The organism is Citrobacter sp. wls829 (assembly GCF_005280825.1).
Taxonomy (GTDB): Bacteria; Pseudomonadota; Gammaproteobacteria; order Enterobacterales; family Enterobacteriaceae; genus Citrobacter; species Citrobacter gillenii.
The window spans coordinates 74,724-99,449 of sequence record NZ_SZWP01000105.1 but is presented as its reverse complement, the minus strand read 5'-3'; the positions used below and the strand labels follow the sequence as shown (position 1 = coordinate 99,449).

24 protein-coding genes are annotated in these 24,726 nt (G+C 54.5%); 6 read left to right on the top strand and 18 right to left on the bottom strand.

Annotated elements, in window-relative coordinates:
- The first annotated feature begins 81 nt into the window (after positions 1 to 81).
- Positions 82 to 1,569, top strand: a complete 1,488-nt coding sequence (locus FDW88_RS21315; protein ID WP_096757025.1) for an MFS transporter — start codon at positions 82 to 84, stop codon at positions 1,567 to 1,569.
- Here the strand turns inward: FDW88_RS21315 and FDW88_RS21310 are convergent, their stop codons facing one another.
- From FDW88_RS21310 to yddG, 3 genes are all read right to left on the bottom strand, one after another.
- Positions 1,570 to 1,950 carry a GFA family protein gene (locus tag FDW88_RS21310; RefSeq protein WP_096759399.1) on the bottom strand — a complete coding sequence of 127 codons (381 nt, stop codon included), beginning with the start codon at positions 1,948 to 1,950 and terminating at the stop codon, positions 1,570 to 1,572. It lies immediately after the preceding gene.
- A 143-nt stretch (positions 1,951 to 2,093) separates the two neighbouring features.
- A complete protein-coding gene (ompD, locus tag FDW88_RS21305) occupies positions 2,094 to 3,173 on the bottom strand; it encodes a porin OmpD (RefSeq protein ID WP_137363315.1) in 1,080 nt (359 codons plus the stop codon).
- Between the two features lie 460 nt (positions 3,174 to 3,633).
- A complete protein-coding gene (yddG, locus tag FDW88_RS21300) occupies positions 3,634 to 4,515 on the bottom strand; it encodes an aromatic amino acid efflux DMT transporter YddG (RefSeq protein ID WP_117342800.1) in 882 nt (293 codons plus the stop codon).
- A 288-nt stretch (positions 4,516 to 4,803) separates the two neighbouring features.
- Between yddG and fdnG the strand changes: the two genes are divergently transcribed.
- Genes fdnG through fdnI form a run of 3 tightly spaced genes read left to right on the top strand, consistent with a single transcriptional unit; the run spans position 4,804 to position 9,398 of the window.
- Positions 4,804 to 7,851: a formate dehydrogenase-N subunit alpha gene (gene fdnG, locus FDW88_RS21295; RefSeq protein ID WP_117342799.1), complete on the top strand. Its 3,048-nt coding sequence runs from the start codon at positions 4,804 to 4,806 to the stop codon at positions 7,849 to 7,851.
- A gap of 13 nt (positions 7,852 to 7,864) precedes the next feature.
- On the top strand, positions 7,865 to 8,749 hold the full coding sequence (gene fdnH, locus FDW88_RS21290; protein ID WP_115258486.1) for a formate dehydrogenase N subunit beta: 885 nt from the start codon (positions 7,865 to 7,867) through the stop codon (positions 8,747 to 8,749).
- Entirely contained in the window at positions 8,742 to 9,398 is a 657-nt protein-coding gene (fdnI, locus tag FDW88_RS21285) for a formate dehydrogenase-N subunit gamma (RefSeq protein WP_096757031.1), read from the top strand. The genes fdnH and fdnI overlap by 8 nt, the downstream gene beginning before the upstream one ends.
- A gap of 88 nt (positions 9,399 to 9,486) precedes the next feature.
- Here fdnI and FDW88_RS21280 read toward each other — a convergent pair whose 3' ends face one another.
- From FDW88_RS21280 to sra, 5 genes are all read right to left on the bottom strand, one after another.
- Positions 9,487 to 9,771 (bottom strand): HigA family addiction module antitoxin, encoded by a 285-nt coding sequence (locus FDW88_RS21280; RefSeq protein WP_096757032.1) that lies wholly within the window; start codon positions 9,769 to 9,771, stop codon positions 9,487 to 9,489.
- Entirely contained in the window at positions 9,771 to 10,049 is a 279-nt protein-coding gene (locus FDW88_RS21275; protein WP_137363314.1) for a type II toxin-antitoxin system RelE/ParE family toxin, read from the bottom strand. Before FDW88_RS21275 ends, FDW88_RS21280 begins: the two co-directional genes overlap by 1 nt.
- Positions 10,050 to 10,236: 187 nt before the next feature.
- The gene (locus FDW88_RS21270) at positions 10,237 to 11,085 is read right to left on the bottom strand and encodes an ATP-binding cassette domain-containing protein (protein ID WP_137363313.1); all 849 of its coding nucleotides are present in this window, start codon (positions 11,083 to 11,085) and stop codon (positions 10,237 to 10,239) included.
- Between the two features lie 309 nt (positions 11,086 to 11,394).
- On the bottom strand, positions 11,395 to 13,092 hold the full coding sequence (gene maeA, locus FDW88_RS21265) for a malate dehydrogenase (RefSeq protein WP_115258488.1): 1,698 nt from the start codon (positions 13,090 to 13,092) through the stop codon (positions 11,395 to 11,397).
- A gap of 179 nt (positions 13,093 to 13,271) precedes the next feature.
- A complete protein-coding gene (sra, locus tag FDW88_RS21260; protein WP_096757036.1) occupies positions 13,272 to 13,412 on the bottom strand; it encodes a stationary-phase-induced ribosome-associated protein in 141 nt (46 codons plus the stop codon).
- A 228-nt stretch (positions 13,413 to 13,640) separates the two neighbouring features.
- Between sra and FDW88_RS21255 the strand changes: the two genes are divergently transcribed.
- Positions 13,641 to 14,072, top strand: coding sequence for an OsmC family protein (locus FDW88_RS21255; RefSeq protein WP_096757037.1), 432 nt, complete (start codon positions 13,641 to 13,643; stop codon positions 14,070 to 14,072).
- Positions 14,073 to 14,114: 42 nt separating this feature from the next.
- Here the strand turns inward: FDW88_RS21255 and FDW88_RS21250 are convergent, their stop codons facing one another.
- From FDW88_RS21250 to FDW88_RS21225, 6 genes are read right to left on the bottom strand one after another with little or no spacing between them, the layout of a single operon-like run.
- Positions 14,115 to 14,885: a 3-hydroxybutyrate dehydrogenase gene (locus FDW88_RS21250; protein WP_115258489.1), complete on the bottom strand. Its 771-nt coding sequence runs from the start codon at positions 14,883 to 14,885 to the stop codon at positions 14,115 to 14,117.
- Between the two features lie 11 nt (positions 14,886 to 14,896).
- Positions 14,897 to 16,291: a GntP family permease gene (locus FDW88_RS21245; protein ID WP_197970846.1), complete on the bottom strand. Its 1,395-nt coding sequence runs from the start codon at positions 16,289 to 16,291 to the stop codon at positions 14,897 to 14,899.
- A gap of 43 nt (positions 16,292 to 16,334) precedes the next feature.
- A complete protein-coding gene (locus tag FDW88_RS21240) occupies positions 16,335 to 17,258 on the bottom strand; it encodes a 3-hydroxyacyl-CoA dehydrogenase family protein (protein ID WP_137363312.1) in 924 nt (307 codons plus the stop codon).
- Positions 17,248 to 18,453, bottom strand: a complete 1,206-nt coding sequence (locus FDW88_RS21235; RefSeq protein ID WP_115258491.1) for an acetyl-CoA C-acetyltransferase — start codon at positions 18,451 to 18,453, stop codon at positions 17,248 to 17,250. Before FDW88_RS21235 ends, FDW88_RS21240 begins: the two co-directional genes overlap by 11 nt.
- A 10-nt stretch (positions 18,454 to 18,463) precedes the next feature.
- Positions 18,464 to 19,120, bottom strand: a complete 657-nt coding sequence (locus tag FDW88_RS21230) for a CoA transferase subunit B (RefSeq protein WP_115258492.1) — start codon at positions 19,118 to 19,120, stop codon at positions 18,464 to 18,466.
- Positions 19,121 to 19,122: 2 nt separating this feature from the next.
- Positions 19,123 to 19,830 (bottom strand): CoA transferase subunit A, encoded by a 708-nt coding sequence (locus FDW88_RS21225; RefSeq protein ID WP_137363311.1) that lies wholly within the window; start codon positions 19,828 to 19,830, stop codon positions 19,123 to 19,125.
- A 142-nt stretch (positions 19,831 to 19,972) separates the two neighbouring features.
- Here FDW88_RS21225 and FDW88_RS21220 point away from each other — a divergent pair, with 142 nt between their 5' ends.
- Positions 19,973 to 20,863 carry a LysR family transcriptional regulator gene (locus tag FDW88_RS21220; protein WP_096757044.1) on the top strand — a complete coding sequence of 297 codons (891 nt, stop codon included), beginning with the start codon at positions 19,973 to 19,975 and terminating at the stop codon, positions 20,861 to 20,863.
- 27 nt (positions 20,864 to 20,890) lie between these two features.
- Here the strand turns inward: FDW88_RS21220 and FDW88_RS21215 are convergent, their stop codons facing one another.
- From FDW88_RS21215 to FDW88_RS21200, 4 genes are read right to left on the bottom strand one after another with little or no spacing between them, the layout of a single operon-like run.
- Positions 20,891 to 21,829, bottom strand: a complete 939-nt coding sequence (locus tag FDW88_RS21215; RefSeq protein WP_137363310.1) for an ABC transporter ATP-binding protein — start codon at positions 21,827 to 21,829, stop codon at positions 20,891 to 20,893.
- A complete protein-coding gene (locus tag FDW88_RS21210; RefSeq protein ID WP_137363309.1) occupies positions 21,822 to 22,808 on the bottom strand; it encodes an ABC transporter ATP-binding protein in 987 nt (328 codons plus the stop codon). Before FDW88_RS21210 ends, FDW88_RS21215 begins: the two co-directional genes overlap by 8 nt.
- Positions 22,805 to 23,701, bottom strand: coding sequence for a D,D-dipeptide ABC transporter permease (gene ddpC, locus FDW88_RS21205; RefSeq protein ID WP_137363308.1), 897 nt, complete (start codon positions 23,699 to 23,701; stop codon positions 22,805 to 22,807). Before ddpC ends, FDW88_RS21210 begins: the two co-directional genes overlap by 4 nt.
- A complete protein-coding gene (locus FDW88_RS21200; RefSeq protein ID WP_096757048.1) occupies positions 23,698 to 24,720 on the bottom strand; it encodes an ABC transporter permease in 1,023 nt (340 codons plus the stop codon). The genes ddpC and FDW88_RS21200 overlap by 4 nt, the downstream gene beginning before the upstream one ends.
- Positions 24,721 to 24,726: the final 6 nt, after the last annotated feature.

Below are 24,726 nucleotides of genomic sequence, written 5' to 3'. Positions count from 1 at the left end.
AAAAAGTTGGACATATGTTCAATTTTCCGTAGGATCGTTAAAGCTGGACATGTGTCCAGTTTAAGTTTTGTAGGGAGTTTTATGTTTCGTCAGTGGTTAACGTTAGTGATTATTGTGCTGGTCTACATCCCTGTTGCGATTGATGCAACGGTGCTGCACGTTGCCGCGCCCACGCTGAGTATGACGCTGGGTGCCAGTGGTAACGAGCTGCTGTGGATCATTGATATTTATTCCCTGGTGATGGCAGGGATGGTGCTGCCGATGGGGGCACTGGGCGATCGCATTGGCTTTAAACGCCTGCTGCTGCTGGGCGGAGGCCTGTTTGGTCTGGCCTCGCTGGCTGCAGCCTTTGCCCATACCGCCGGATGGCTTATCGCCACGCGCGCCGTGTTGGCAATTGGTGCGGCAATGATCGTCCCGGCGACGCTGGCCGGTATTCGTGCGACCTTTGCTGAACAGCGCCACCGTAATATGGCGCTTGGCGTCTGGGCGGCGGTCGGTTCCGGCGGGGCAGCATTTGGTCCGCTGGTTGGCGGTATGCTGCTGGAGCACTTCTATTGGGGTTCTGTATTCTTAATCAATGTGCCGATTGTGTTAGTGGTGATGGCATTGACCGCGCGTTACGTTCCGCGCCAAACCGGTCGTCGCGATCAGTCATTAAATTTCGGTCATGCGATTATGCTGATTGTTGCCATTCTGCTGCTGGTGTATAGCGCGAAAACGGCGCTGAAGGGACACATCGCGACGGGCGTGATTGTGCTGACGCTGTTGGTGGGCGCTTTACTGCTGGGGCAGTTCGTGCGCATCCAGCTTGCCGCATCGCGCCCGATGATCGATATGCGACTGTTTACCCATCGCATTATCTTGAGCGGCGTTGTCATGGCAATGACCGCGATGATAACCCTGGTAGGCTTTGAACTATTAATGGCCCAGGAACTGCAGTTTGTGCACGGATTAACACCGTATCAGGCGGGTCTCTTTATGCTGCCAGTGATGCTGGCCAGTGGATTCAGCGGGCCGATTGCCGGGATGTTGGTATCGCGTCTGGGACTACGTTGCGTGGCTACCGCGGGCATGGCGCTGAGTGCCGTCAGCTTCTATGGGCTGGCGATGACCGATTTTAGCACCCAGCAGATCCAGGCCTGGATATTAATGGCCCTGTTGGGCTTCAGTGCCGCCAGCGCGCTGTTAGCCTCCACGGCGGCCATTATGGCGGCGGCACCCGCAGAAAAAGCGGCCGCTGCCGGGGCTATCGAAACCATGGCCTACGAGTTGGGTGCGGGTCTGGGGATCGCGATTTTTGGTTTACTGCTAAGCCGCAGTTTTTCCGCGTCAATTCTGCCGCCTGCAGGACTTAACCCGCAGGAGCTTGAGCGCGCCTCATCATCGATGGGGGAAGCGGTACAGCTGGCGCACTCGCTTCCGCCCTCACTCAGTGAGGCGCTGTTGACGGCCGCCAGAGACGCCTTTACCTGGTCGCATAGCGTGGCATTGAGCAGCGCGGGCAGCATGCTGATCGTCCTGGCGGTAGGAATGTGGTTCAGTCTGGCAAAAGTGAAACAGCAATAACTAGTGGGCTAAATGGCAGGGGTAATCCATCTCTTCGACTTCTTTTCCACTCAGTCGAGCGTATTGCCCCGTCAGTCTCCAGAACGCAGGCTGTGTTTCGGTGTAGATCTCTGCCGCTAAAATCAGGCGGCGGCGGTCTACTTCGTTCAGTTCCAGCAATGTCCACGGAATAAAGTAGCGTTCGCTGTCGGTCAGCGTAAACCACAGCGGGCACCCGCAACCGGAACAGAAGAAACGTTCACCACGATTTGAAGAAGGAAAGTGCGAAGGTTCCGCAGATTCTGGCGACATCAGCGGATGACCGCTGGCTTCCAGATACATGGCGATGCCGCCAGACCACTTCTGGCACAGCGTGCAGTGGCAGGCATAGACATCAAGCATGTCGACGTTAACGGTAAAATGACTTTGTCCGCAAAGACAACGACCTGTGAACGTCTGCACGTCATACTCCTTATGACCGAGTCTACTTCAAGAGAAAAAGCCAGCCCGTAGAGGACTGGCTTTGTATTTCACTTACAACAAAATTAGAACTGGTAGTTCAGGCCAACAGCCACAACGTTGTCGGTGCTTACACCAGCAATACGTGTGAAGTTGTTGTCATCCAGCAGGTTGATTTTGTAATCAACGAAGGTGGACATGTTTTTGTTGAAGTAGTAGGTCGCACCCAAGTCTACGTATTCAACCAGATCCTGGTCGCCGAAGACGGCAATGTCTTTACCTTTGGATTTCAGGTAAGCGATGGACGGACGCAGACCGAAGTCGAACTGGTACTGAGCCACAGCTTCAAAGTTCTGCGCTTTCTCAGCGATACCGGCAACGTTGGAACCATAAGTGGTCATGTTGCGGGTTTCAGAGTATGTGGTTGCCAGGTAGATGTTGTTCGCATCATATTTCAGGCCAGCAGCCCATACTTCAGCGTTTTCACCATTAGCTTTGAAGATGTTGTTACGGTTGTTCTGCTCGTCGGTACGGTCAGATTTCGCATAGGTTGCACCTACGCCGAAGCCTTCGTACTCATAAGTGGTAGACAGACCGAAACCGTCGCCATTTGCTTCTTTAACATCGGTGCGGTCGTTTTTGCCCTGGTACTGAGCAGCAAAGTTCAGACCTTCAACCAGACCGAAGAAATCGGTGTTACGGTAGGTTGCAACGCCAGTGGTACGGCTAGTCATGAACACGTCAGTCTGGGTCCAGGTGTCGCCACCGAACTCAGGCAGAACGTCGGTCCATGCGCCGATGTCGTAGGCTACGCCGTAGTTACGGCCGTAGTCGAAAGAACCGTATTCAGCGAATTTCAGGCCAGCGAATGCCAGACGGGTTTTGTCTGCTTCGGAACCCTGATCTTCAGAACGGTTGCCTTTGAATTCGTATTCCCACTGGCCAAAACCAACCAGTTGGTCATTGATCTGAGTTTCGCCTTTGAAGCCCATACGTGCGTAAGTTTTGTCGCCATCGCTGCCGTTGTCGTCAGAGAAGTAATGCTGAGCGTGAACTTTACCGTACAGATCCAGTTTGTTGCCGTCTTTGTTATATACCTCAGCTGCGTTTACCGCACCTGCTGCCAACAGGGAAGTCACTGCCACTGCAACTAATTTAAGTTTCATTCTAAATAATCCTTATAATTTTCTTCTTGGTGTGATTCCTAAACCATTGCTAAACGAAGGGGTTCGTCAATGGCGAACTATTTTTAAATGACCTTGTGGTATGAGTTCAATAATAAGTTTCATAATATTGCAGAATATTTGAAGTTGTGTGATCTAGATCTACTTAATACAACTGATTATATTAGTCGTAATATGTGATTTATCGATATGGGTATATTTACACAAGGAACTATTATGCTGGCTATGGTTTAATTAGCGTTAATTGCGCATGTGTAATATATACATTTAGAGGGATATAGATAACCATGCAATACTTTCATGGGTTAATTAATTACCATATTTTTAACATTTAATTAAACAAAATAAAACATAAAACACAAGCGGAATGAACAATAAATATCCATTAATGTGACGATAATATAACCGGATTTCGTTTTTAGGCTCCACCCGGCATCTTTTTTCAGGCGCGGCGTGTTGCCAGCCAGCACAGCAAAGAGCCAGCGCAGACCATCAGTGCACCTTGCCAGAACGAAAATGACAGCGGGGCGCTCAGCAGCACGGCGGCAAGTGCTGAAGAGAGGACCGGTGTGAAATAAGAGCCAACGGCCATAACCGTGACATTCCCGTGCAGGATACCGATATTCCACGCCGCATAGGCAAATCCTAAGGTTAATGCGGCGGTAAACAGTTTAATGGTCACCGGCGTGCTGAACACCATCTCAGGTTGTGGCGTAATAAAATAATAAATCCACAAACTGGTGGCCGTCAGTAAAACGAACACGGTGATGCCGTTAAAGCCTTTTGCATATTTATTGGTCACAGTGCAATAGGTCGCCCAGATAAATGCGCCAAGAAAAGCGAGAAAATAACTGAGCGGGCTACTGGCGACGTTGCTGATAATTTCACCTAAGTTAAGTCCATTATCTCCACCTAATACCCAGCAAACGCCGGTCAATGCCACGATTAATCCGGGGATAACCAGCCAGGTTGTTTTTTGACCATTAAATAATATCGCAAACAATATGGTCAGGCTGGGCCAGAGATAATTAACCATACCGACCTCAATCGCCTGGTGGCGGGTGGCGGCATAGCCCAGCGCTAACGCTAAACATATTTCATAGCTAACGAACAGTACGCTGCCGGCGATTAAATAGCGAACAGGAAACTGACGGATATTCGGGAAGCCAACGGTGAATATTAGCAGCAGACCGCTTAAAGAAAAGATCATGGCAGCGCCGCCTGCAGGCCCCAGTCCCTCGCTAACGCCACGGATCAGCCCAACCATGGTGCTCCAGAGTATGATGGCGATAAGCCCAATCAACGTTGCTTTTTGCTTTGTCATTCGGTTTGTCTGTCCATAGTACTGGCAAAAAAATGGAGCTGAAATGTATAGCACTTTTAGGTCGTAGCACGCTAACGAATTAGCTTTTGGCTAACCCCTTGTGGGTATGAGGGTTAAACAAACTGCACTATTTAGTAGCGGAACCGTTTCGTTATTGATTTGACGCAAAAAATTTATGGATATAGCTGTTAGTTTCGTCGCGAAGTTGTACGCATCACCTTTCAAGCTGCCGCTTTAGTGCAACGAGAAGGTGCCAGTGTACGCATCCCTGCAAAAAAGAGGAAAGCAATGGACGTCAGCCGCAGACAATTCTTTAAAATCTGCGCGGGCGGTATGGCGGGAACAACAGTAGCCGCACTGGGTTTTGCACCCAAGATGGCTCTGGCTCAGGCGCGAAATTACAAGCTGATACGCGCGAAAGAGATCCGAAACACCTGCACATACTGTTCCGTAGGTTGCGGGCTATTAATGTATAGCCTGGGTGATGGAGCAAAAAATGCCAAAGAATCGATTTACCATATCGAGGGGGATCCGGATCATCCGGTGAGCCGTGGGGCATTATGTCCGAAGGGCGCAGGATTGCTGGACTACGTACACAGTGAAAACCGTTTACGTTATCCTGAATATCGCGCACCGGGTTCCGATAAATGGCAGCGCATTAGCTGGGATGAAGCATTCACCCGCATTGCAAAATTAATGAAAGCTGACCGTGACGCCAACTTCATTGAGAAGAATGAGCAGGGCGTAACGGTAAACCGCTGGCTTTCAACCGGGATGCTGTGCGCATCTGCGGCAAGTAATGAAACTGGCATGCTGACGCAAAAATTTGTGCGCTCACTCGGCATGCTGGCGGTAGATAACCAGGCGCGCGTCTGACACGGACCAACGGTAGCAAGTCTTGCTCCAACATTTGGTCGCGGTGCGATGACCAACCACTGGGTTGATATCAAAAACGCTAACGTCGTGATGGTGATGGGCGGTAACGCCGCTGAAGCACATCCGGTGGGATTCCGCTGGGCGATGGAAGCCAAGAACAACAATGATGCCACGCTGATTGTTGTCGATCCCCGTTTTACACGTACAGCCTCCGTCGCGGATATTTACGCGCCGATTCGTTCCGGTACGGACATTACGTTCCTTTCCGGTGTGTTGCTGTACCTGATTGAAAACAACAAAATTAACGCTGAATACGTTAAGCACTATACCAACGCCAGCCTGCTGGTGCGGGATGATTTTGCTTTCGAAGATGGTCTGTTCAGCGGCTACGACGCAGAAAAACGTCAATACGATAAATCGTCGTGGAACTACCAGTTCGATGAAAACGGCTATGCCAAACGCGATGAAACGCTGTCCCATCCGCGCTGTGTCTGGAACTTGCTGAAACAGCACGTTTCCCGCTATACGCCGGACGTGGTGGAAAACATCTGCGGTACGCCAAAAGCCGACTTCCTGAAAGTGTGTGAAGTGCTGGCCTCTACCAGCGCGGCCGATCGTACCACCACCTTCCTGTACGCACTGGGCTGGACTCAGCATACCGTGGGTGCGCAGAACATCCGCACCATGGCGATGATCCAGTTGCTGTTGGGTAACATGGGGATGGCCGGTGGCGGCGTCAACGCTTTGCGCGGTCACTCCAACATTCAGGGGTTAACCGACTTAGGTCTGCTGTCTACCAGCCTGCCGGGCTATCTGACGCTGCCGTCTGAGAAACAGACCGATCTGCAAACGTATCTGACGGCGAATACGCCAAAAGCCACGCTGGCCGATCAGGTGAACTACTGGGGTAACTATCCTAAGTTCTTCGTTAGCCTGATGAAATCTTTCTACGGCGATGCGGCGCAAAAAGACAATGACTGGGGCTTTAACTGGCTGCCGAAGTGGGATCAGTCCTACGACGTCATTAAATACTTCAACATGATGGATAGCGGGAAAGTCACCGGCTACATCTGTCAGGGCTTTAACCCGGTTGCGTCCTTCCCGGACAAAAACAAAGTGGTGCAGTCGCTGAGCAAACTGAAGTATCTGGTGGTTATCGATCCGCTGGTGACAGAAACCTCAACGTTCTGGCAAAACCATGGCGAATCGAACGATGTCGATCCGTCGACTATCCAGACCGAAGTGTTCCGTCTGCCATCAACCTGCTTTGCGGAAGAAGACGGCTCAATTGCCAACTCCGGACGCTGGCTGCAGTGGCACTGGAAAGGTCAGGATGCACCGGGCGAAGCGCGCAATGACGGCGAAATTCTGGCCGGTATTTACCATCGTCTGCGCAATATGTATCGCACTGAAGGTGGTAAAGGCGTAGAGCCAGTACTGAAAATGAGCTGGAGCTACAAGCAGCCGGACGAACCGCATTCAGAAGAAGTGGCGAAAGAGAACAACGGCTATGCGCTCGAAGATCTCTATGATGCCAACGGCGTGCTGGTTGCGAAGAAAGGCCAGTTGCTGAACAGCTTTGCGCTGCTGCGTGATGACGGTACCACGGCATCCTCCTGCTGGATTTACACCGGTAGCTGGACCGAGCAGGGCAACCAGATGGCTAACCGCGATAACTCTGACCCGTCGGGGCTGGGGAATACGCTGGGTTGGGCATGGGCATGGCCACTGAACCGCCGCGTGCTGTATAACCGCGCATCGGTCGATCCGCAGGGTAAACCGTGGGATCCGAAGCGTATGCTGATCAAGTGGAACGGAACGAAGTGGACGGGTAACGATATCCCGGACTTCAACAACGCACCGCCAGGTAGCGCGACCAATCCGTTTATCATGCAACCGGAAGGTCTGGGTCGTCTGTTCGCCATCGACAAGCTGGCGGAAGGGCCGTTCCCGGAACACTACGAGCCGATGGAAACGCCGCTGGGTACAAACCCGCTGCACCCGAACGTCATCTCTAACCCGGCAGCACGTTTGTACGAAGCGGATGCGTTACGTATGGGGAACAAGAATGACTTCCCATATGTTGGTACGACCTATCGTCTGACCGAACATTTCCACACCTGGACCAAGCACGCGTTGTTGAATGCGATTGCCCAGCCAGAGCAGTTTGTGGAAATCAGCGAAACGCTGGCGGCGGCGAAAGGGATTGCCAACGGCGATCACGTGAAAGTCAGCAGCAAGCGCGGGTTCATTCGTGCGGTTGCGGTGGTGACGCGTCGTCTGCGCTCGCTGAACGTCAACGGTCAGCAGGTAGAGACGGTGGGGATCCCGATTCACTGGGGCTTTGAAGGAGTCGCGCGTAAAGGCTTTATCGCCAACACCCTGACACCAAATGTCGGTGATGCAAACTCGCAAACGCCGGAATACAAAGCGTTTTTAGTTAACATCGAGAAGGCGTAAGGGAGGCGATCATATGTCTATGGAAACGCAGGACATCATCAAAAGGTCCGCTACCAACTCCATCACGCCGCCTCCTCAGGCACGTGATTACAAAGCAGAAGTCGCGAAGCTGATTGACGTTTCCACTTGTATTGGGTGTAAAGCCTGTCAGGTGGCATGTTCAGAGTGGAACGATATCCGTGATGAAGTCGGCCATTGCGTCGGGGTGTACGACAACCCTGCCGATCTCAGCGCCAAATCCTGGACGGTGATGCGTTTTACCGAAACCGAACAGAATGGCAAGCTGGAATGGTTGATTCGTAAAGACGGCTGTATGCACTGTGAAGATCCGGGCTGCCTGAAGGCGTGCCCGTCTGCCGGAGCCATCATCCAGTACGCCAACGGGATTGTTGATTTCCAGTCAGAGCATTGCATTGGCTGCGGTTACTGTATTGCCGGGTGTCCATTTAATATTCCGCGCCTCAATAAAGAGGATAACCGCGTGTATAAATGTACGCTGTGTGTGGATCGCGTGAGCGTCGGGCAGGAACCTGCCTGCGTGAAAACGTGTCCGACCGGGGCGATACATTTCGGCACCAAGCAAGAGATGCTGGAAATGGCCGAGCAGCGCGTGGAGAAACTGAAATCGCGCGGCTACGAACATGCCGGTGTCTACAACCCGCAGGGTGTGGGTGGAACGCACGTTATGTACGTCCTGCATCACGCCAACCAGCCGGAGTTGTACCACGGTTTGCCAAAAGATCCGCAGATAGATACTTCTATCAATCTGTGGAAAGGGGCACTGAAACCGCTGGCCGCCGCCGGATTTATCGCCACCTTCGCCGGGCTGATTTATCACTACATCGGTATTGGCCCGAACAAGGAAGTGGACGACGACGAGGAGGATCATCATGAGTAAGTCGAAAATGATTGTGCGCACGAAGTTTATCGACCGCGCCTGTCACTGGACAGTGGTGATCTGCTTCTTTCTGGTGTCGCTGTCGGGGATTTCGTTTTTCTTCCCGACGCTGCAGTGGCTGACGCAGACCTTCGGTACACCGCAAATGGGCCGCATTTTGCACCCATTCTTCGGTCTGCTGATTTTCGTCGCGCTGATGTTCATGTTTGTGCGCTTTGTGCACCACAACATCCCGGATAAGAAAGATATTCCGTGGCTGAAAAACATTGTGGAAGTGCTGAAGGGCAATGAACACAAGGTGGCGGACGTTGGTAAGTACAACGCCGGACAAAAAATGATGTTCTGGTCGATCATGAGCATGATTTTTGTACTGTTGATTACCGGGGTGATTATCTGGCGTCCGTACTTTGCGCAGTTCTTCCCAATGCAGGTTGTGCGTTACAGCCTGCTGATCCACGCTGCGGCGGGTATTATTTTGATGCACGCCATCCTCATCCATATGTACATGGCATTTTGGGTGAAAGGATCGATTAAAGGCATGGTCGAAGGGAAGGTCAGCCGCCGCTGGGCGAAGAAGCATCACCCACGCTGGTATCGCGAAGTCGAAAAAGCCGAAGCCAAAAAAGAGAACGAGCAAGGGCTGCAATAACCCATTGACGTTCTCTACCGATGTAGCGCCATTTTTTTGTCCATTAAGACCTGCCGGATAGCGCAGGTTTATCCAGCCTACAATACCGTTACTGTGCTACCAGTTTGCGCAGACGTGAGATATCCACGCTTTTTTGCGCTTCAGCCAGACTCCAGGCATTCTGCAGATTCAACCACATTTCGGGCGAACTGCCGATCACCACTGAAAGTTTGATCGCCATTTCCGGGGTTAATGCTGCCTTGCCCGTTAACAGTCGGCTCGCGGTTGAGGGGGCAATCTCCATTGCTCTGGCAAATTCGCGCAGGCTGACGTTTAACTCATCCAGCGCTTCCTGAATAATATCCCCCGGACGGGGATGATTAGCCATTTTCATCAATGATAGTCCTCGTAATCCAGTATATATGCATCGCCATTGACGAATTCAAACGTAATACTCCAGTTGCCTGAAACAGAAATCGACCAAACGCCGTCGCGATCGCCCGTTAACGCATGCAGTTTATAACCAGGCATATTGATATCTATTACATGGCTCGCTGCATCAATAACGGCAAGTCGGTGCCGCAATCGCCGGACATGCTTCGCCGTCACGCCTGATGTTCGCCCCTGAAGAAACAAGTCGCGCAATCCTTTGTGTCTGAAGTTCATGATCATCCATACCTTCCTTGTTCCCTAAAAAGGAACATTATCATTAATGTTCCGCTGAACGCAACACTAATAGCCGAATTTTGCCAAAGTGTGCAGCGAGTGCGGTAAAAGGAAAAGCGGGCGGGGGGATAAATGGAAAGCGGCGCGCAAGATTCGCCAGACGGCGACATAATGCCGCCATCCGGCAACCGTTTTAGTCCAGCAGTGAATTCAGATGCTCAATCTCCTTGCGCCATTGTGCCTGCAACTGCGGTTTTTGATGTTTGGTTTTGCGTGCCAGGTCATCAGACAGCCGCAGCTCCAGCTCGAGAAGTTTCTCCAGTATTTCGTCGCCATGATGATGCGGATCAGAAACAACCTCTGCCACCGTTTTGCTCGCCGCTAGCTCACTGGCGGTTTCCTGAATGCGGGCGTTAATCGCTTCCAGGTCGTGCCATTCGCTAAGTTCACCCTCATCAATAAACCAGAAGCGGTTGCAGCTTTGGCGGATAAGCTGACGGTCATGACTGACCAGCAGCACGCCGCCGCTGAAGTGTTGCAGCGTGTGCGCCAGCGCTTCTTTGCCTTCCATATCCAGATGGTTACCCGGTTCATCCAGCAACAGCAGGTCGGGATTGCGCATCAGCGCGCGGGCCAGCAGCAGGCGCGTGTGCTGGCCGCCGCTCAGCGTTTGTGCGGTGAGGTGCAAATTCTCCGGCGTAAAGCCCATTTCTGCGAGTAGTGACTCAACCCGCCATTGCTGACCCGCGCGTTCATGCTCGGGAAGTTGTGCCAGTACGGCTTCCTGGAGTGTTAGCGGCAGGATCTCATCCGGCAAATGCTGTTCTACGCGCGCAAGATGACAGTGATGTGCCTGGGCAATGGATCCGCTGGTGGGAGAAATCGTGCCATCCAGCAGTTTTAACAGCGTGCTTTTGCCGCAGCCGTTGTAGCCGATAAGCCCAATGCGGTCGCCTTTTTTCAGGGTAAAAGTGAGATCGTCGAATAGCGTGCCAAATGCCGTATCAACGTGTAAGGATTGTGCGGTTAGTAATGTGCTCATTGTTGCTTACTCAAGAGTTACAGACGTAAAAACGCCTCGTCAAACATCGCTGACGATAACCCGGTAAGCCCGAGAGAAGGGGATTTAGAAGTTAGCTTCGCTCAAGCAGAAGTTATCGCAGCACGATACCGATAACGCTTGAGCACTGGCGATCGCCAAAAGCATGTGAAACGATCAAACGTTCACAGTACAGCATAAGTATCCTCCTTAGTTTTTCCCGAATGTTAATCGATGGTGAAAGTGTAATCGCAAGTCGCTGAATTGTGCAAGTGTTGAACACCCGGCGGCAGGGCGCCGCCGGGTAAACCGTCAGATAGAGGTACGACGGTAGTCGCGATATTCTGCTTGCCAGAAATTCTCGTCAATCGCCTGCTGCAGGGCTTCAGCCGATGTTTTCACTGCCATGCCTTGCTGCTGGGCCATTTTACCTACGGCAAAGGCTATGGCGCGGGAAACGGTCTGAATATCCTTCAGTTCCGGTAATACCAGCCCTTCGCCGTTCAACACCAGCGGTGAATATTGTGCCAGCGTTTCGCTGGCCGACATCAGCATTTCATCAGTGATGCGCTTGGCGCCAGAGGCGATCACGCCAAGACCGATACCCGGGAAGATATAGGCGTTGTTACACTGGGCAATCGGGTAGATTTTATCTTTCCAGGCGACCGGGGCAAACGGGCTACCGGTGGCCACCAGCGCATTGCCTTCGGTCCAGGCAATAATATCCTGCGGCGTGGCTTCCACGCGCGACGTCGGGTTAGACAGCGGCATGACGATTGGGCGCGGACAGTGCTTGTGCATCTCGCGAATAATTTCTTCGGTAAACAGGCCCGTCTGACCGGAGACACCGATCAGAATGTCCGGCTTCACGTTGCGAACCACGTCGAGCAGAGACAGCACATCTTCTTTCGTATCCCAGTGCTGCAGGTTTTCGCGTTTTTGCACCAGTTTGGTCTGGAACGAGAGCAGGTTCGGCATTTTGTCGGTTAACAGACCAAAGCGGTCAACCATAAACACGCGCTGACGCGCGGCCTCTTCGCTTAATCCTTCACGCTGGATCTGCGCGATGATCTGCTCGGCAATCCCGCAACCGGCGGACCCCGCACCAAGGAAGACAATATTTTGTTCGCTCAACTGGCTGCCCGCCGCGCGGCTGGCCGCAATCAGCGTCCCGACGGTAACCGCCGCCGTGCCCTGAATATCGTCATTAAACGAGCAAATTTCATCACGATAGCGGGTCAGCAACGGCATGGCGTTTTTCTGCGCGAAGTCTTCAAACTGCAGCAGCACTTCGGGCCAGCGATGTTTCACCGCCTGGATGAACTCATCAACAAATTCGTAGTATTCATCGTCGGTGATGCGCGGATTACGCCAGCCCATATACAGCGGATCGTTCAGCAACTGCTGATTGTTGGTACCGACATCCAGCACTACCGGCAGAGTGTAGGCCGGGCTGATGCCGCCACAGGCGGTGTACAGCGACAGTTTGCCGATAGGAATGCCCATCCCGCCGATCCCCTGGTCGCCAAGACCCAGAATACGTTCACCGTCGGTCACGACGATAACTTTGATATTGTGGTTCGGGACGTTTTGCAGGATATCGTCCATGTTATGGCGGTTCTGGTAGGAGATAAACACGCCGCGCGCGCGACGATAAATCTCGGAGAAACGCTCACAGGCGGCACCCACCGTCGGGGTATAGATAACCGGCATCATCTCATCAAGATGGTTTTGTACCAGTCGGTAAAACAGGGTTTCGTTGGTATCCTGAATGTTGCGTAGGTAGATATGTTTGTCGATTTCCGTTTTGAATCCCTGATATTGGATCCAGGCGCGTTCGGCCTGCTCTTCAATCGTCTCGACCACTTCCGGCAGTAACCCCAGCAGGTTGAAGTTACGGCGTTCTTCCACACTGAAAGCACTCCCTTTGTTCAGTAAGGGAAATTCCAGCAGTACCGGGCCAGCGTAAGGGATGTAAAGGGAACGCAGTTTGTTAGTTTCGTTTTCCATGTCACTCACTCTTTTTTGAATAACCCTCCCTGGCACTGTTTATGATCGTAGGTTGCCTTCCGCCAGGGAAACGGCCGAAGTATAAAGCATTGTGAATGGGTTAAGGGGTTTTATAAGCAAAAACACCACTGCGGTTGCAATGGTGTATATCATCATTATTCAGTATAACGTGCGGGGTATTACTTGGCGTCAGCGCGGCGTTTTCTTCCGGTAGGGTTGTTGACCACGCTGGTTTTGTCGCCTTCGGTCACGGTTTTACGTTGATTGGAGATTTTGTGGTCCAGTCCAAGAACATGACGGGCCTGACGGTTCGATTTCATTCTAACTCCTTAATCCTGTTACTGGTTTCAAGGGCGAGCCCGCGTAAGCGCGGACGAAATACAACCTGATTAACAGCCGGTGTCTAAAATAACGGCTTTCTGGATGGTCGGTCATTTCATCTGAAAGGTCAATGCTTAAGCAGTTAATACAGAACTATCCAATATGCGTCATGTGTTTCCCTCAGCGTCCTATACTTGTTACTCCGACGACAACACAGGAGAGCGGTAATGACTATCCATAAGAAAGGTCAGGCACACTGGGAAGGCGACATTAAACGCGGTAAAGGGACCGTGTCGACCGAAAGTGGCGTGTTGAACCAGCAGCCGTATGGGTTTAATACGCGATTTGAAGGTGCGAAAGGCACCAATCCTGAAGAGTTGATTGGCGCGGCTCATGCGGCCTGCTTCTCGATGGCGCTTTCGTTAATGCTGGGTGAGGCGGGCTTCACGCCAGACGCCATTGATACCACTGCCGATGTTTCTCTGGATAAGGTGGATGCGGGTTTTGCCATCACCAAAGTGGCGCTGCACAGTGACGTTTCCGTGCCCGGCATTGATGCCGCAACCTTTGACGGTATTATCCAGAAAGCGAAAGCCGGATGTCCGGTGTCACAGGTTCTGAACGCGGAAATTACGCTGGATTACCAGCTGAAGTCTTAACGATGATGTGCCGGATGCGAGAGCGCATCCGGCTGACATAACTTACTGCGCCACCCAACCGCCGTCCATATTCCACGCCACACCGCGCACCTGCGCCGCACCGTCTGAACATAAGAACAGCGCCAGCTCTCCCAGTTGTTCCGGGGTGACAAACTCGCGTGACGGTTGCTTCTCCGCGAGCAGAGCATCGCGCGCAACATCCGGCGCGGTGCCCTCGGCAATGCGCCTGTCGATCTGCTGTTGTACCAGCGGCGTCAGCACCCAGCCGGGACACAGTGCGTTACAGGTTATGCCGGTCTGCGCTGTCTCAAGTGCGGTGGTCTTGGTTAGCCCCACCACGCCGTGTTTAGCCGCGACATAGGCCGATTTTTCTTTTGACGCCACCAGCCCGTGCACAGAGGCGATATTAATGATGCGACCCCAGTTGCGTTGACGCATGCCGGGCAGCGCCAGACGGGTAGTGTGAAAAACGGAGGACAGATTAATCGCGATGATCGCATTCCATTTATCGACCGGGAACGTCTCCAGCGGTGAAACATGCTGGATCCCGGCGTTGTTGACCAGAATATCCACGCCGCCGAACTCGCTGTCGGCGTAGCGCATCATCTCGGTAATTTGCGCTGCATCGCTGAGATCCGCCCCGTGATACCCCGGTGTTTTGCCATACTTCGCCACGGCATCTTTTGCCGCTTCAGCATCACCAAAGCCGTTAAGAATCAGAGTGGCGCCGGCTTTCGCCAGCACCTGCGCAATGCCTAATCCAATACCGCTGGTGGAGCCGGTAACCAGGGCCACTTTTCCCGTTAAGTTCATGATGATTCTCCTTAAACAATGCCGGTGGTGTAGAAGACGCCGATCACAAACAGAACGGCCAGACTTTTGATTATGGTGATGGCGAAGATCCCGCCATATGCCTGACGGTGACTGAGACCGGTGATGGCCAGCAGCGTGATTACCGCCCCGTTATGCGGCAGAGTATCCATGCCACCACTGGCCATAGAGGCCACGCGGTGAAAGACTTCCAGTGGAATGTTGGCGGCATGTGCGGCGGCGATAAAGGTGTCGGACATTGCCGCCAGCGCAATACTCATCCCGCCGGATGCTGAACCGGTGATCCCGGCCAGAGTGGTGATGCTGATGGCTTCGTTGAGCAACGGGTCGGGAATGGCCGCTAGCGCTTTTGACAGCACCAGGAAGCCCGGCAACGCGGCGATCACTGCGCCAAAACCGTATTCTGAAGCGGTATTCATTGCCGCGAGGATCGCACCGCCCACCGCCGTTCGGCTGCCTTCCGCCAGGCGACCTTTTATATTGCGAAAACCAAAAATCACGACCAGCAGGATCCCGGCAATCAGCGCGGCTTCCACCGCCCAGATAGCGGTAATTTTGCCGACTTCAGTGGTAATCGGTTTGGCAAGACCCGGTAGCTCCAGTTGATGAGTCGAGCCATAAAACACCGGGATCCAGCGGGTGAACAACAGGTTAAACACCCCCACCAGAATCAGCGGCGAAATCGCAATAATCGGGTTTGGCAGATTAATATTATCCGGCGTTTCCGGTTCGTTAAGCAGTTCGGTGCCATAGCCCTCGTTCTTTGCCTGCGCTTTTCGGCGCTGACGCTCAAGGTAAATCAGGCCGACAAAGATAATAAACAGCGAGCCTATCAGCCCCAGCCAGGGCGCGGCCCAGGCGTTGGTGCCAAAGAAGCTGGTCGGAATAATGTTCTGGATCTGCGGTGTACCGGGCAGTGCATCCATGGTGAAAGAGAAGGCGCCCAGCGCCACGGTTGCCGGGATCAGTCGCTTCGGAATGTTGCTCTGACGGAACAGCTCAGCGGCAAACGGATACACCGCAAACGCCACCACGAACAGCGAGACACCGCCGTAAGTCAGCAGCGCGCACACCAGCACGATCACCGGAATGGCGTGACGCCGCCCGAGGATGTTGATGGCGGCGGCGACGATTGAACGGGAAAAACCCGATAATTCGATTAACTTGCCAAACACTGCACCCAGTAAGAACACCGGGAAGTACAGCTTCACAAAACCGACCATTTTTTCCATAAACAGGCCGGTAAAGGCAGGACCGACGGCGCTGGGTTCAGTCAGCAAAACAGCACCTAATGCCGCGATGGGGGCAAACAGGATGACGCTGTATCCGCGATAGGCTGCCAGCATCAGCAGGCCCAGCGCGGCCAGGGCGATTAATACACTCATCATGACTCCTCAATATCATTGTTATAGTGGGGTACAGAAAGAGAAGTTACGGTTTCAGGGCAAAACGCAGCTGATGCTCTCTGCGTTGCTGGATGTATTCCTTGCGCGAATCATCCCAGTGATAAAACCCCTGACCACTGCGTAAACCGGTTTCACCGCGAGCAACCTTGTCGGCGACCAGCGACATCATGTCGCTGCCGGTGGCGAGTGTTGGAAGCAGATGGCGACAAATATCCTGCACCGTGGCAAGCCCGGTCATGTCCGCCGCCTCCAGCGGGCCGACCATCGCGTAACGGCGGCCCAGCGACGCACGCATCACCTGGTCTACCACCTCGGCGCTGGCAATACCGCTTTTGACGATATGCAGCGCTTCACGCAGCAGGGCAAACTGCAGGCGGTTGCCGACAAAGCCCGGTGCGGCGCGATCGAGCACCACCGCCTCAAGCTGCATCGCGACCAGCCATTGCTGCAATTCACTGAGATATTCAGGTTTGGTTGCTGTGCCCGGCACGATTTCAACCAGCGGAATAAAGTGCGGTGGATTCCAGAAATGTGCGATCAGCAACCGCTCCGGGTGCGCGAGTTTTTCCGCCAACGCATCCGGCGGCAGGCCACTGGTGTTGCTGGCGATAATCGCTTCGGGTGAGATAACGGCTTCCAGCTGTGCGTACAGCGCGTGCTTCAGCTCTAGCCGTTCCGGGATCGCTTCGATTAATAATCCAGACGCGGCGATATCCGCCAGAGAGGTTGTGCCGTGCAGTCGCGTGAGAACCGATGCTTTATCTGCGGCGGCAAACTGGTCGGTGACAACCAGCTCGTCCAGAATGCTGCTGGCAACAGCCGTTATCTCGGCAATACGGTTGCTGTCGGTATCAAACAGCCAGATAGGATGACCAAGACGGGCAAAGTGGGTCGCGATGCCGATGCCCATTAGCCCGGCGCCCAGTACGCTAATGTGATTAGTCTGCATAGTGTGCTCCTGTTGGACGTTCCACCGTTAGCGCCACGCCATGGCCACCACCCACACACAGCGTGGCCAGCCCTTTGGCCACATTGCGCCGCGCCATTTCATGTAGCAAGGTAACCAGAATGCGGCAACCTGAGGTCCCGATTGGGTGGCCCAGCGCAATTGCACCGCCGTTAACGTTAACCTTGCTGCTGTCCCAATTCAGCGATTCGCCGACCGCCAGCGCCTGGGCGGCAAAGGCTTCGTTGGCTTCGATCAGATCAACGTCATCCAGCGTCCACCCGGCGCGCTTCAGGCACTTCAGCGAGGCTTCCACCGGGCCGATCCCCATAATGGCTGGATCAACGCCCGAGACGGCGTAACCGGTGATTTTTGCCAACACCGGAAGGTTTAATTCAGCGGCTTTGGCGGCACTCATTACCATTACTGCCGCCGCACCGTCGTTTAGGGAAGACGCATTGCCCGCCGTCACCGTGCCGTTGCCGGGACGAAATGCCGGTTTCAACTGCGCCAGTTTTTCCGCCTGAGTCTCCGGGCGAGGTTGCTCATCACGCTCCACCACGCGCGGTGCTTTTTTCCCTTGCGGAACGCTAACTGGGGTGATTTCTGCGTTAAACCGACCGGCTTCGAGGGCGGCGGCCGCTTTTTGCTGGGAGTGCAGGGCGAAGGCATCCTGTTGCTCGCGACTGATGGCGAATTTATCCGCCAGATTTTCGGCGGTAATACCCATATGGTAGTCGTTGAACGCATCCCACAGCCCGTCATGCACCACGCTGTCTTTCAGGCTGGTATGACCCAGACGTAATCCTGCGCGGGCACCGTCGAGAAAATAGGGTGCATTGCTCATGCTTTCCTGACCGCCGGCAATCACGATGTCCGCATCGCCGCAGCGAATGGCCTGCACCGCCAGATGAACCGCTTTTAGTCCTGAACCGCACAGTAAATTGAGGGTCATCGCTGGGGTGGTTACCGGCAAACCGGCACGAATTGCCGTCTGTCTGGCCGGATTCTGCCCACAGCCGGTCGTTAAAACCTGACCTAAAATCACGTCGTCTATCTGTTCTGGTGCAACCCCGGTCTTTTCCAGCAGAGCGCGAATGACCGTTGTCCCTAACTCAACGGCAGAAAGCGGGGCAAGGGCACCATGAAAACTGCCAATTGGCGTGCGCGTTGCTGCGACAATAACAACATCCATCATGATCAGATCCTTAGTTGAAGTGCATTTCGGGGACATGATCGGGAACGATCAGCTTGCCGGCGGTTCTGGCAACAATGTCGTCCACGCTGACGCCCGGCGCCCGTTCGCGCAGAATGAACGCGCCGTCGGCAATTTCCAGCAGCGCCAGGTCGGTCAGCACGCGCTTGATACAGGCCACGCCGGTCAAGGGCAGAGTGCAACTGGGAAGCAGTTTGGACTCACCGCTTTTCGAGGCGTGCGTCATCACAACGATGATGTTTTCAGCGCCAGCGACCAGATCCATCGCGCCGCCCATACCTTTCACCATTTTTCCGGGGATCATCCACGAGGCGATATTGCCATTGGTATCCACTTCAAATGCGCCAAGAACCGTCAGGTCGACGTGGCCGCCGCGGATCATGGCGAAGGATTGAGCGGAGTCGAAAATTGCCGCGCCTTTACGCGCCGTCACGGTTTGCTTACCGGCGTTGATCATGTCGGCATCAATGTCGTCCTCGGTAGGGAACGGCCCCATACCAAGCAAGCCGTTCTCTGATTGCAGCATCACGTCCATGCCGTCGGGGATATAATTGGCTACCAGGGTCGGGATACCGATACCGAGGTTGACGTAATAACCGTCGCGCAGCTCGCGAGCGACACGCATCGCCATTTGTTCACGCGTTAACATGGTCAGGCTCCTTGATGGCGTAGGGTGCGTTGTTCAATACGTTTTTCGAACTGCCCCTGAATAATGCGATTGACGAAAATTCCGGGGGTGTGAATAGCGGCGGGATCCAGCTCGCCGGGAGGGACAATTTCTTCCACTTCGACTACCGTGATGCGTCCGGCTGCTGCCATCAGTGGGTTAAAGTTTTGCGCGGTATGGCGGTAGATGACGTTGCCGTACCAGTCGGCTTTCCAGCCTTTGACCAGCGCGAAATCACCGGTAAGCGCCTGCTCCATGATGTAAGGCCGGCCGGCAAACTCGCGCACCTCTTTGCCTTCGGCGACGGGGGTTCCGTACCCGGTGGCGGTGAAGAAGGCGGGAATGCCCGCACCACCGGCTCGTAGCTGCTCCGCCAGCGTGCCCTGTGGCGTCAGAATGGCTTCCAGCTCTCCGCTCAGCACCTGCTTTTCGAACAGGGCATTTTCACCGACATAGGACGCCACCACTTTGCGTACCTGGCGTGCTTCCAGCAGCACGCCGAGGCCAAACCCGTCCACGCCGCAGTTGTTCGACACCACGGTCAGTCCCTGAACGTTCCGACGGCGCACTTCTGCAATCAAATTCTCAGGAATACCGCATAAGCCAAAACCGCCTGCCAGCACTGTCATGTTGTCAGTCAGCCCTTCCAACGCCTGTTGATACGTGGCGACCCGTTTATCCAGTCCAGCCATACACTTGCCCCTCCAGTTGTTCCTGGCGACATCATTAGGGGTGAAAAATGATTTGTTAATTTTAAATTTGTGACTCACTTATTGGGTTTTTTTATCAATTTAATGTTAATTAAAGGTATTCAACAAGTTAAAGGAATGAGTAATGAGAATGAGCATCAAACAGTTACGCGCGTTTTTAGCGGTAGCTCACACTCTGAATTTTGCTCATGCCAGTGAACGGCTGAATATGTCGCAACCCGCGTTAAGCCTGGCGATCAAAGGACTGGAAGAGTCGTTAGGGGGCGCTTTACTGTTAAGAACCACCCGCAAGGTGACCCTGACGCAGGAGGGCGAAACGCTGCTGACCATGGGGCGACAGCTGCTTGCCGACTGGGAAAATACCGAAGAAGCCATGCGCCAGCGCTTTACACTGCAACGTGGCAAAATTTCGATTGCTGCGATGCCGTCATTTGCCGCGAATGTGCTGCCGCCGGTGCTCAAGACCTTTCGCGACAGCTATGCTGGTGTCAATGTCACGGTGCACGACGTAATTAACGAGCAGGTGATTGAAATGGTCAGCGAAGGGCGGGTCGAGATGGGGATTGCCTTTGAACCGGACTACTCCGGACACCTGCATTTTACCCCGCTTGGGATGGATCGTTTTATCGCCATCGTCCCTCCGACCAGTCGTCTGGCTGGCCGGGAACGCATCGCATGGAAGGACTTGCTGACGCTGGATTTTATTACCTTGCAACGTCCCTCTGCCGTACGTCTGATGCTGGAAGAGCAACTGGTACAAAGCGGCCATGCGCTGGAAGTGGCGCTGGAGAGTCACCAGTTGGTGACCATTGGACGCCTGGTGGCGAATGGTTTAGGCGGCAGTGCCGTGCCTGCATTGTGCCGCACCCAGATGACCGAACTTGGCGCAACCTGTATTGAGCTGGACGGCCCGGTTATCCAGCGTCGTATTGGGATCCTACGTTCCTCGCATCATAAGTTGTCGACTGCATCCGAAATGCTGGTGGATGCGCTGAAAAAGGCATATTGCGCCTGATACACCAGGCACACTACGCCCGTGAGGTCAGATTTCGCTAACTGCCCGCCAGCAGCGGACTTCACTCCCGGTCTCGTTGTTCAATAATGCCTGTTTCTTCTCACATCCCTGAGTCGCCAGCGGGCAGCGATCGCGGAAATAACATCCCTGCGGTAGGGTTCGATTCCCCGGCAACTCGGTTTTACGTAACACCAGATCTTCCGCCAGCGGTGCACCGGTTTTAGGGACCGAGTCCAGCAACAGACGTGTATACGGGTGCGCGGGAGAGGTTAATACCTGCTGCGTGTCACCCAGCTCGACGATTTGCCCGAGGTACATTACCGCCACCCGGTCGCTCATATGCCGCACGACCGACACGTTATGCGAGATCAGCACATAGGTCAGGTTTCTGCGTGCCTGTAGCGCCACCAGCAGGTTGAGGATTTGCGCCTGTACGGAAATATCCAGCGCCGAGGTGGGTTCATCAAGCACAATCACATCCGGCTCAGAGGACAACGCGCGGGCAATGGCAATGCGCTGGCGTTGCCCGCCGGAAAACGCGTGCGGCAGGCGGTCAAGGTATTCCGGACGAATCCCCACGTGTAACGCCAGCTCTTCCGCAAGGGCGCGGCGGTGACGTTCGGCGCTGCGCTTTTGGATCCACACCGGTTCGGTAATGATCCGCCACACCGGCAAGCGCGGATCCAACGACGAAAGTGGGTCCTGAAAGACCATTTGCATGCCGCTGTGTTTTTCTGTGCTGCGAGCGTATTGCCCCTGACTCGGCCTGAGCATCCCCATGAGCAGTTGAGCCAGCGTACTTTTGCCACAGCCAGACTCACCAACGATACCCAATGTTTCCCCCTGGCGAATCTGTAAATCTAACCCGTTGAGCGCGTGCACGCGCTCGGTGACCTTGCCAAGCCAGTTTTTTCGGGCCGGGAAGTTGACATGTATATCCTGAAGCGACAGCAAAATGTCAGTCATGACGAGTCTCCAGTTGGGGATACCAGCAGGCGGACTGCTGATCCGCATGCCCCTGACTGCATAATGCCGGGACCGCGTCACACTGTGTCCCGGCCGCATAACAGCGTTCGCGGAATGCACATCCGGCAGGCAATTGGGTTAAGTTCGGCACGGTACCCGGGATTGCGGGCAGCGGCGCGCGGGGCTCTCCGTGTTCTGGCGCGCATTTCAGCAAACCAATGGAGTAGGGATGCGTCGGGTGCTGAATCACCGTCTGCGTCGTGCCGCTTTCGATCACGCTTCCGGCGTACATAACATACACCCGGTCGCACAGTTGCGAAACCACCGCCATATCATGGCTGATAAACAGCACCGCCGTGCCGCTGGCCCGCGCTTTATGCTTCAGCAAGCGCAGTACCTGCAGTTGCACCGTAACATCCAGCGCGGTCGTCGGTTCATCAGCAATAATCAGCTCCGGCTCGCAGGAAAAAGCCAGCGCGATCATCACCCGCTGGCGCATACCGCCGGAAAGCTCAAACGGGAAGCGCGACATGACTTCGGCGGCGTCCGGGATTTGCATCTCCTCCAGTAAGGCGATGGCTTTTTGTCGCGCATCCGTGCGGCTGAGTAATTGATGATGGCGGATCACCTCTACCATTTGCTGGCCAATGCGCCGGGTCGGGTTTAGGGCCGTCATCGGCTCCTGAAAAATCATTGCCACGCGCGCCCCGCGCCATTTGCGCATTTGCTTCTCGCTGGCGTTCAGCACATCTTCACCGAGCAGCGACACGCGCCCCTGGTGAATGCGATAACTGCCCTCCGGCAGCAGGCGCATGGCAAGCATGGCGGTAACGGATTTCCCGGAGCCGGACTCGCCGACCACGCCGACAATCTCACCCCGGTTGATGTGCAACGAGACATGGTTCAACGCATGCACGTCAGCTTTATAGCCGGGGAAGCTCAGGTGCAAATTTTCAATTTCCAGGACGGGTTGGCTCATGACTGTTTTCCTCCGGCTTTCGGGTCCAGCAGGTCACGAATACCGTCTCCAAAGAGATTGAAACCCACGGCGGTGATCAGAATGGCAGCACCGGGAAACGCGCAATACCACCACTGGTCAAGCACGTAGTTGCGGCCAATTGCCACCATGGCTCCCCATTCCGCGCTCGGTTGCTGCGCACCCAGCCCGATAAACCCCAGCGTGGCGGCCATCAGGATCGCACTGCCGATGTCCAGCGAGGCCTGCACGATCAGCGGCGGCAGCGAATTACGTAAGATATGCCAGCTAATCAGATGCCAGCGGGATGCGCCGTACGTACGGGCAGCCTGTACGTAGGTAAACTGGCGGACTACCAGGGTTTGTCCCCGGGCCAGGCGTACGTAGAAAGGAATGCGCACAATCGCAATGGCCAGCATGGCGTTAAACAGGCTGGGCCCCAGCGCGGCGGCCAGCGCCATGGTCAGCACCAGCGAGGGGATCGACAGCATCACGTCCATCACGCGCATAATAATCGCGTCCGCCCGTCCGCCCATCACGCCGGACAGGCAGCCCAACAGTGAACCAATCCCACCGGCGATACCCACTACCACCAGTCCTGCTACGATCGACTGCTGGCTGCCGACCAGTACACGGCTAAACAGATCGCGTCCCACTTCATCAGTACCAAACCAGTGAGTAGCTGACGGGGGGAGCAGACGTGCGGTGAGGTCGATCGCATTGGGATCGTAAGGCGTTATCCACGGTGACAGCACCATCATCAACAACATCAGCACGATGATCGCTCCACCAATCAGCGTCAGCGGGCTGCTTTTCATCATCCAGAACAGTTTGGCCCAGTTGCGGCGACGGTGAGCGCTCGGCGAGGTGGCGGGCGTTTCTTGTGAGAGCATCATTGTGTACCTCCGCGTCCGATGCGCGGGTCAATCCATAGGTAGAGTAAATCCACCACCAGGTTGACCAGCACATAGGCAAATGACACCACCACGGCAAATCCCATGACGGCCGGGAAGTCGAGCGCCTGTATGGAGGTGACGACCCAGGCGCCCATGCCTGGCCACGCGAATACCGTTTCGGTAAGTACCGCGCCGTAGAGCAGATCGCCCAGCGCCAGCCCCAAGACGGTGATGGACGGAATGAGCGCGTTGGGCAGCGCATAACACAAAATGATGTACCAGCCCGGTAAACCGCTGGCGCGGGCAGTGCGGATGTAATCCTCGCTAAGCTGTTCGAGCATAGCGGAGCGGATCTGGCGGGCGACAATACCAAGATGTACAAAGGCCAGCGTCAGGGACGGTAAGATCAGATGCTGGAGCGCATTGAAAAACACTTCGCCATTGCCTTCCAGCAGCGCATCTATCAGGTAAAACCCGGTAACGTGCGTCGGTGGATCCAGCCAGTCATCCAGGCGTCCACCGCCGGGTAATATTTGCAGATGACCGTAAAACAGTACGATAACCCCGAGACCAAGCCAGAACGCCGGCGTCGAAATACCGGTGATTGCCATCAGACGCACAAGGTGGTCGAGCCAGCGGTTACGCCAGACTGCGGATAAAATTCCCAGCGGGATCCCGATAATTAGCGCCAGCAGCAGGGAGCAAAAGGCCAGCTCAAGCGTGGCGGGGAAGAACACGCGCAGCTCATCCATCACCGGACGTCCGGTACGAATCGAGGTGCCTAAATCGCCCTGAAACACATCGCTGACGTAGCGAAAAAATTGCACGTACAGCGGCTGATTAAGACCCAGCTGTTGGCGAATATTCTCAACAATTTCATCACTGGCGCGATCGCCCGCCAGCAGCCGCGCGGGGTCGCCCGGGATCAGGTGCGAAATAATAAAGGTGATGACGCAAACACCGGCCACCACCAGGATAAGTCCCCAGCAGCGCTGGCGTAAAATGCTCCAGAAAGTCATTGGCTT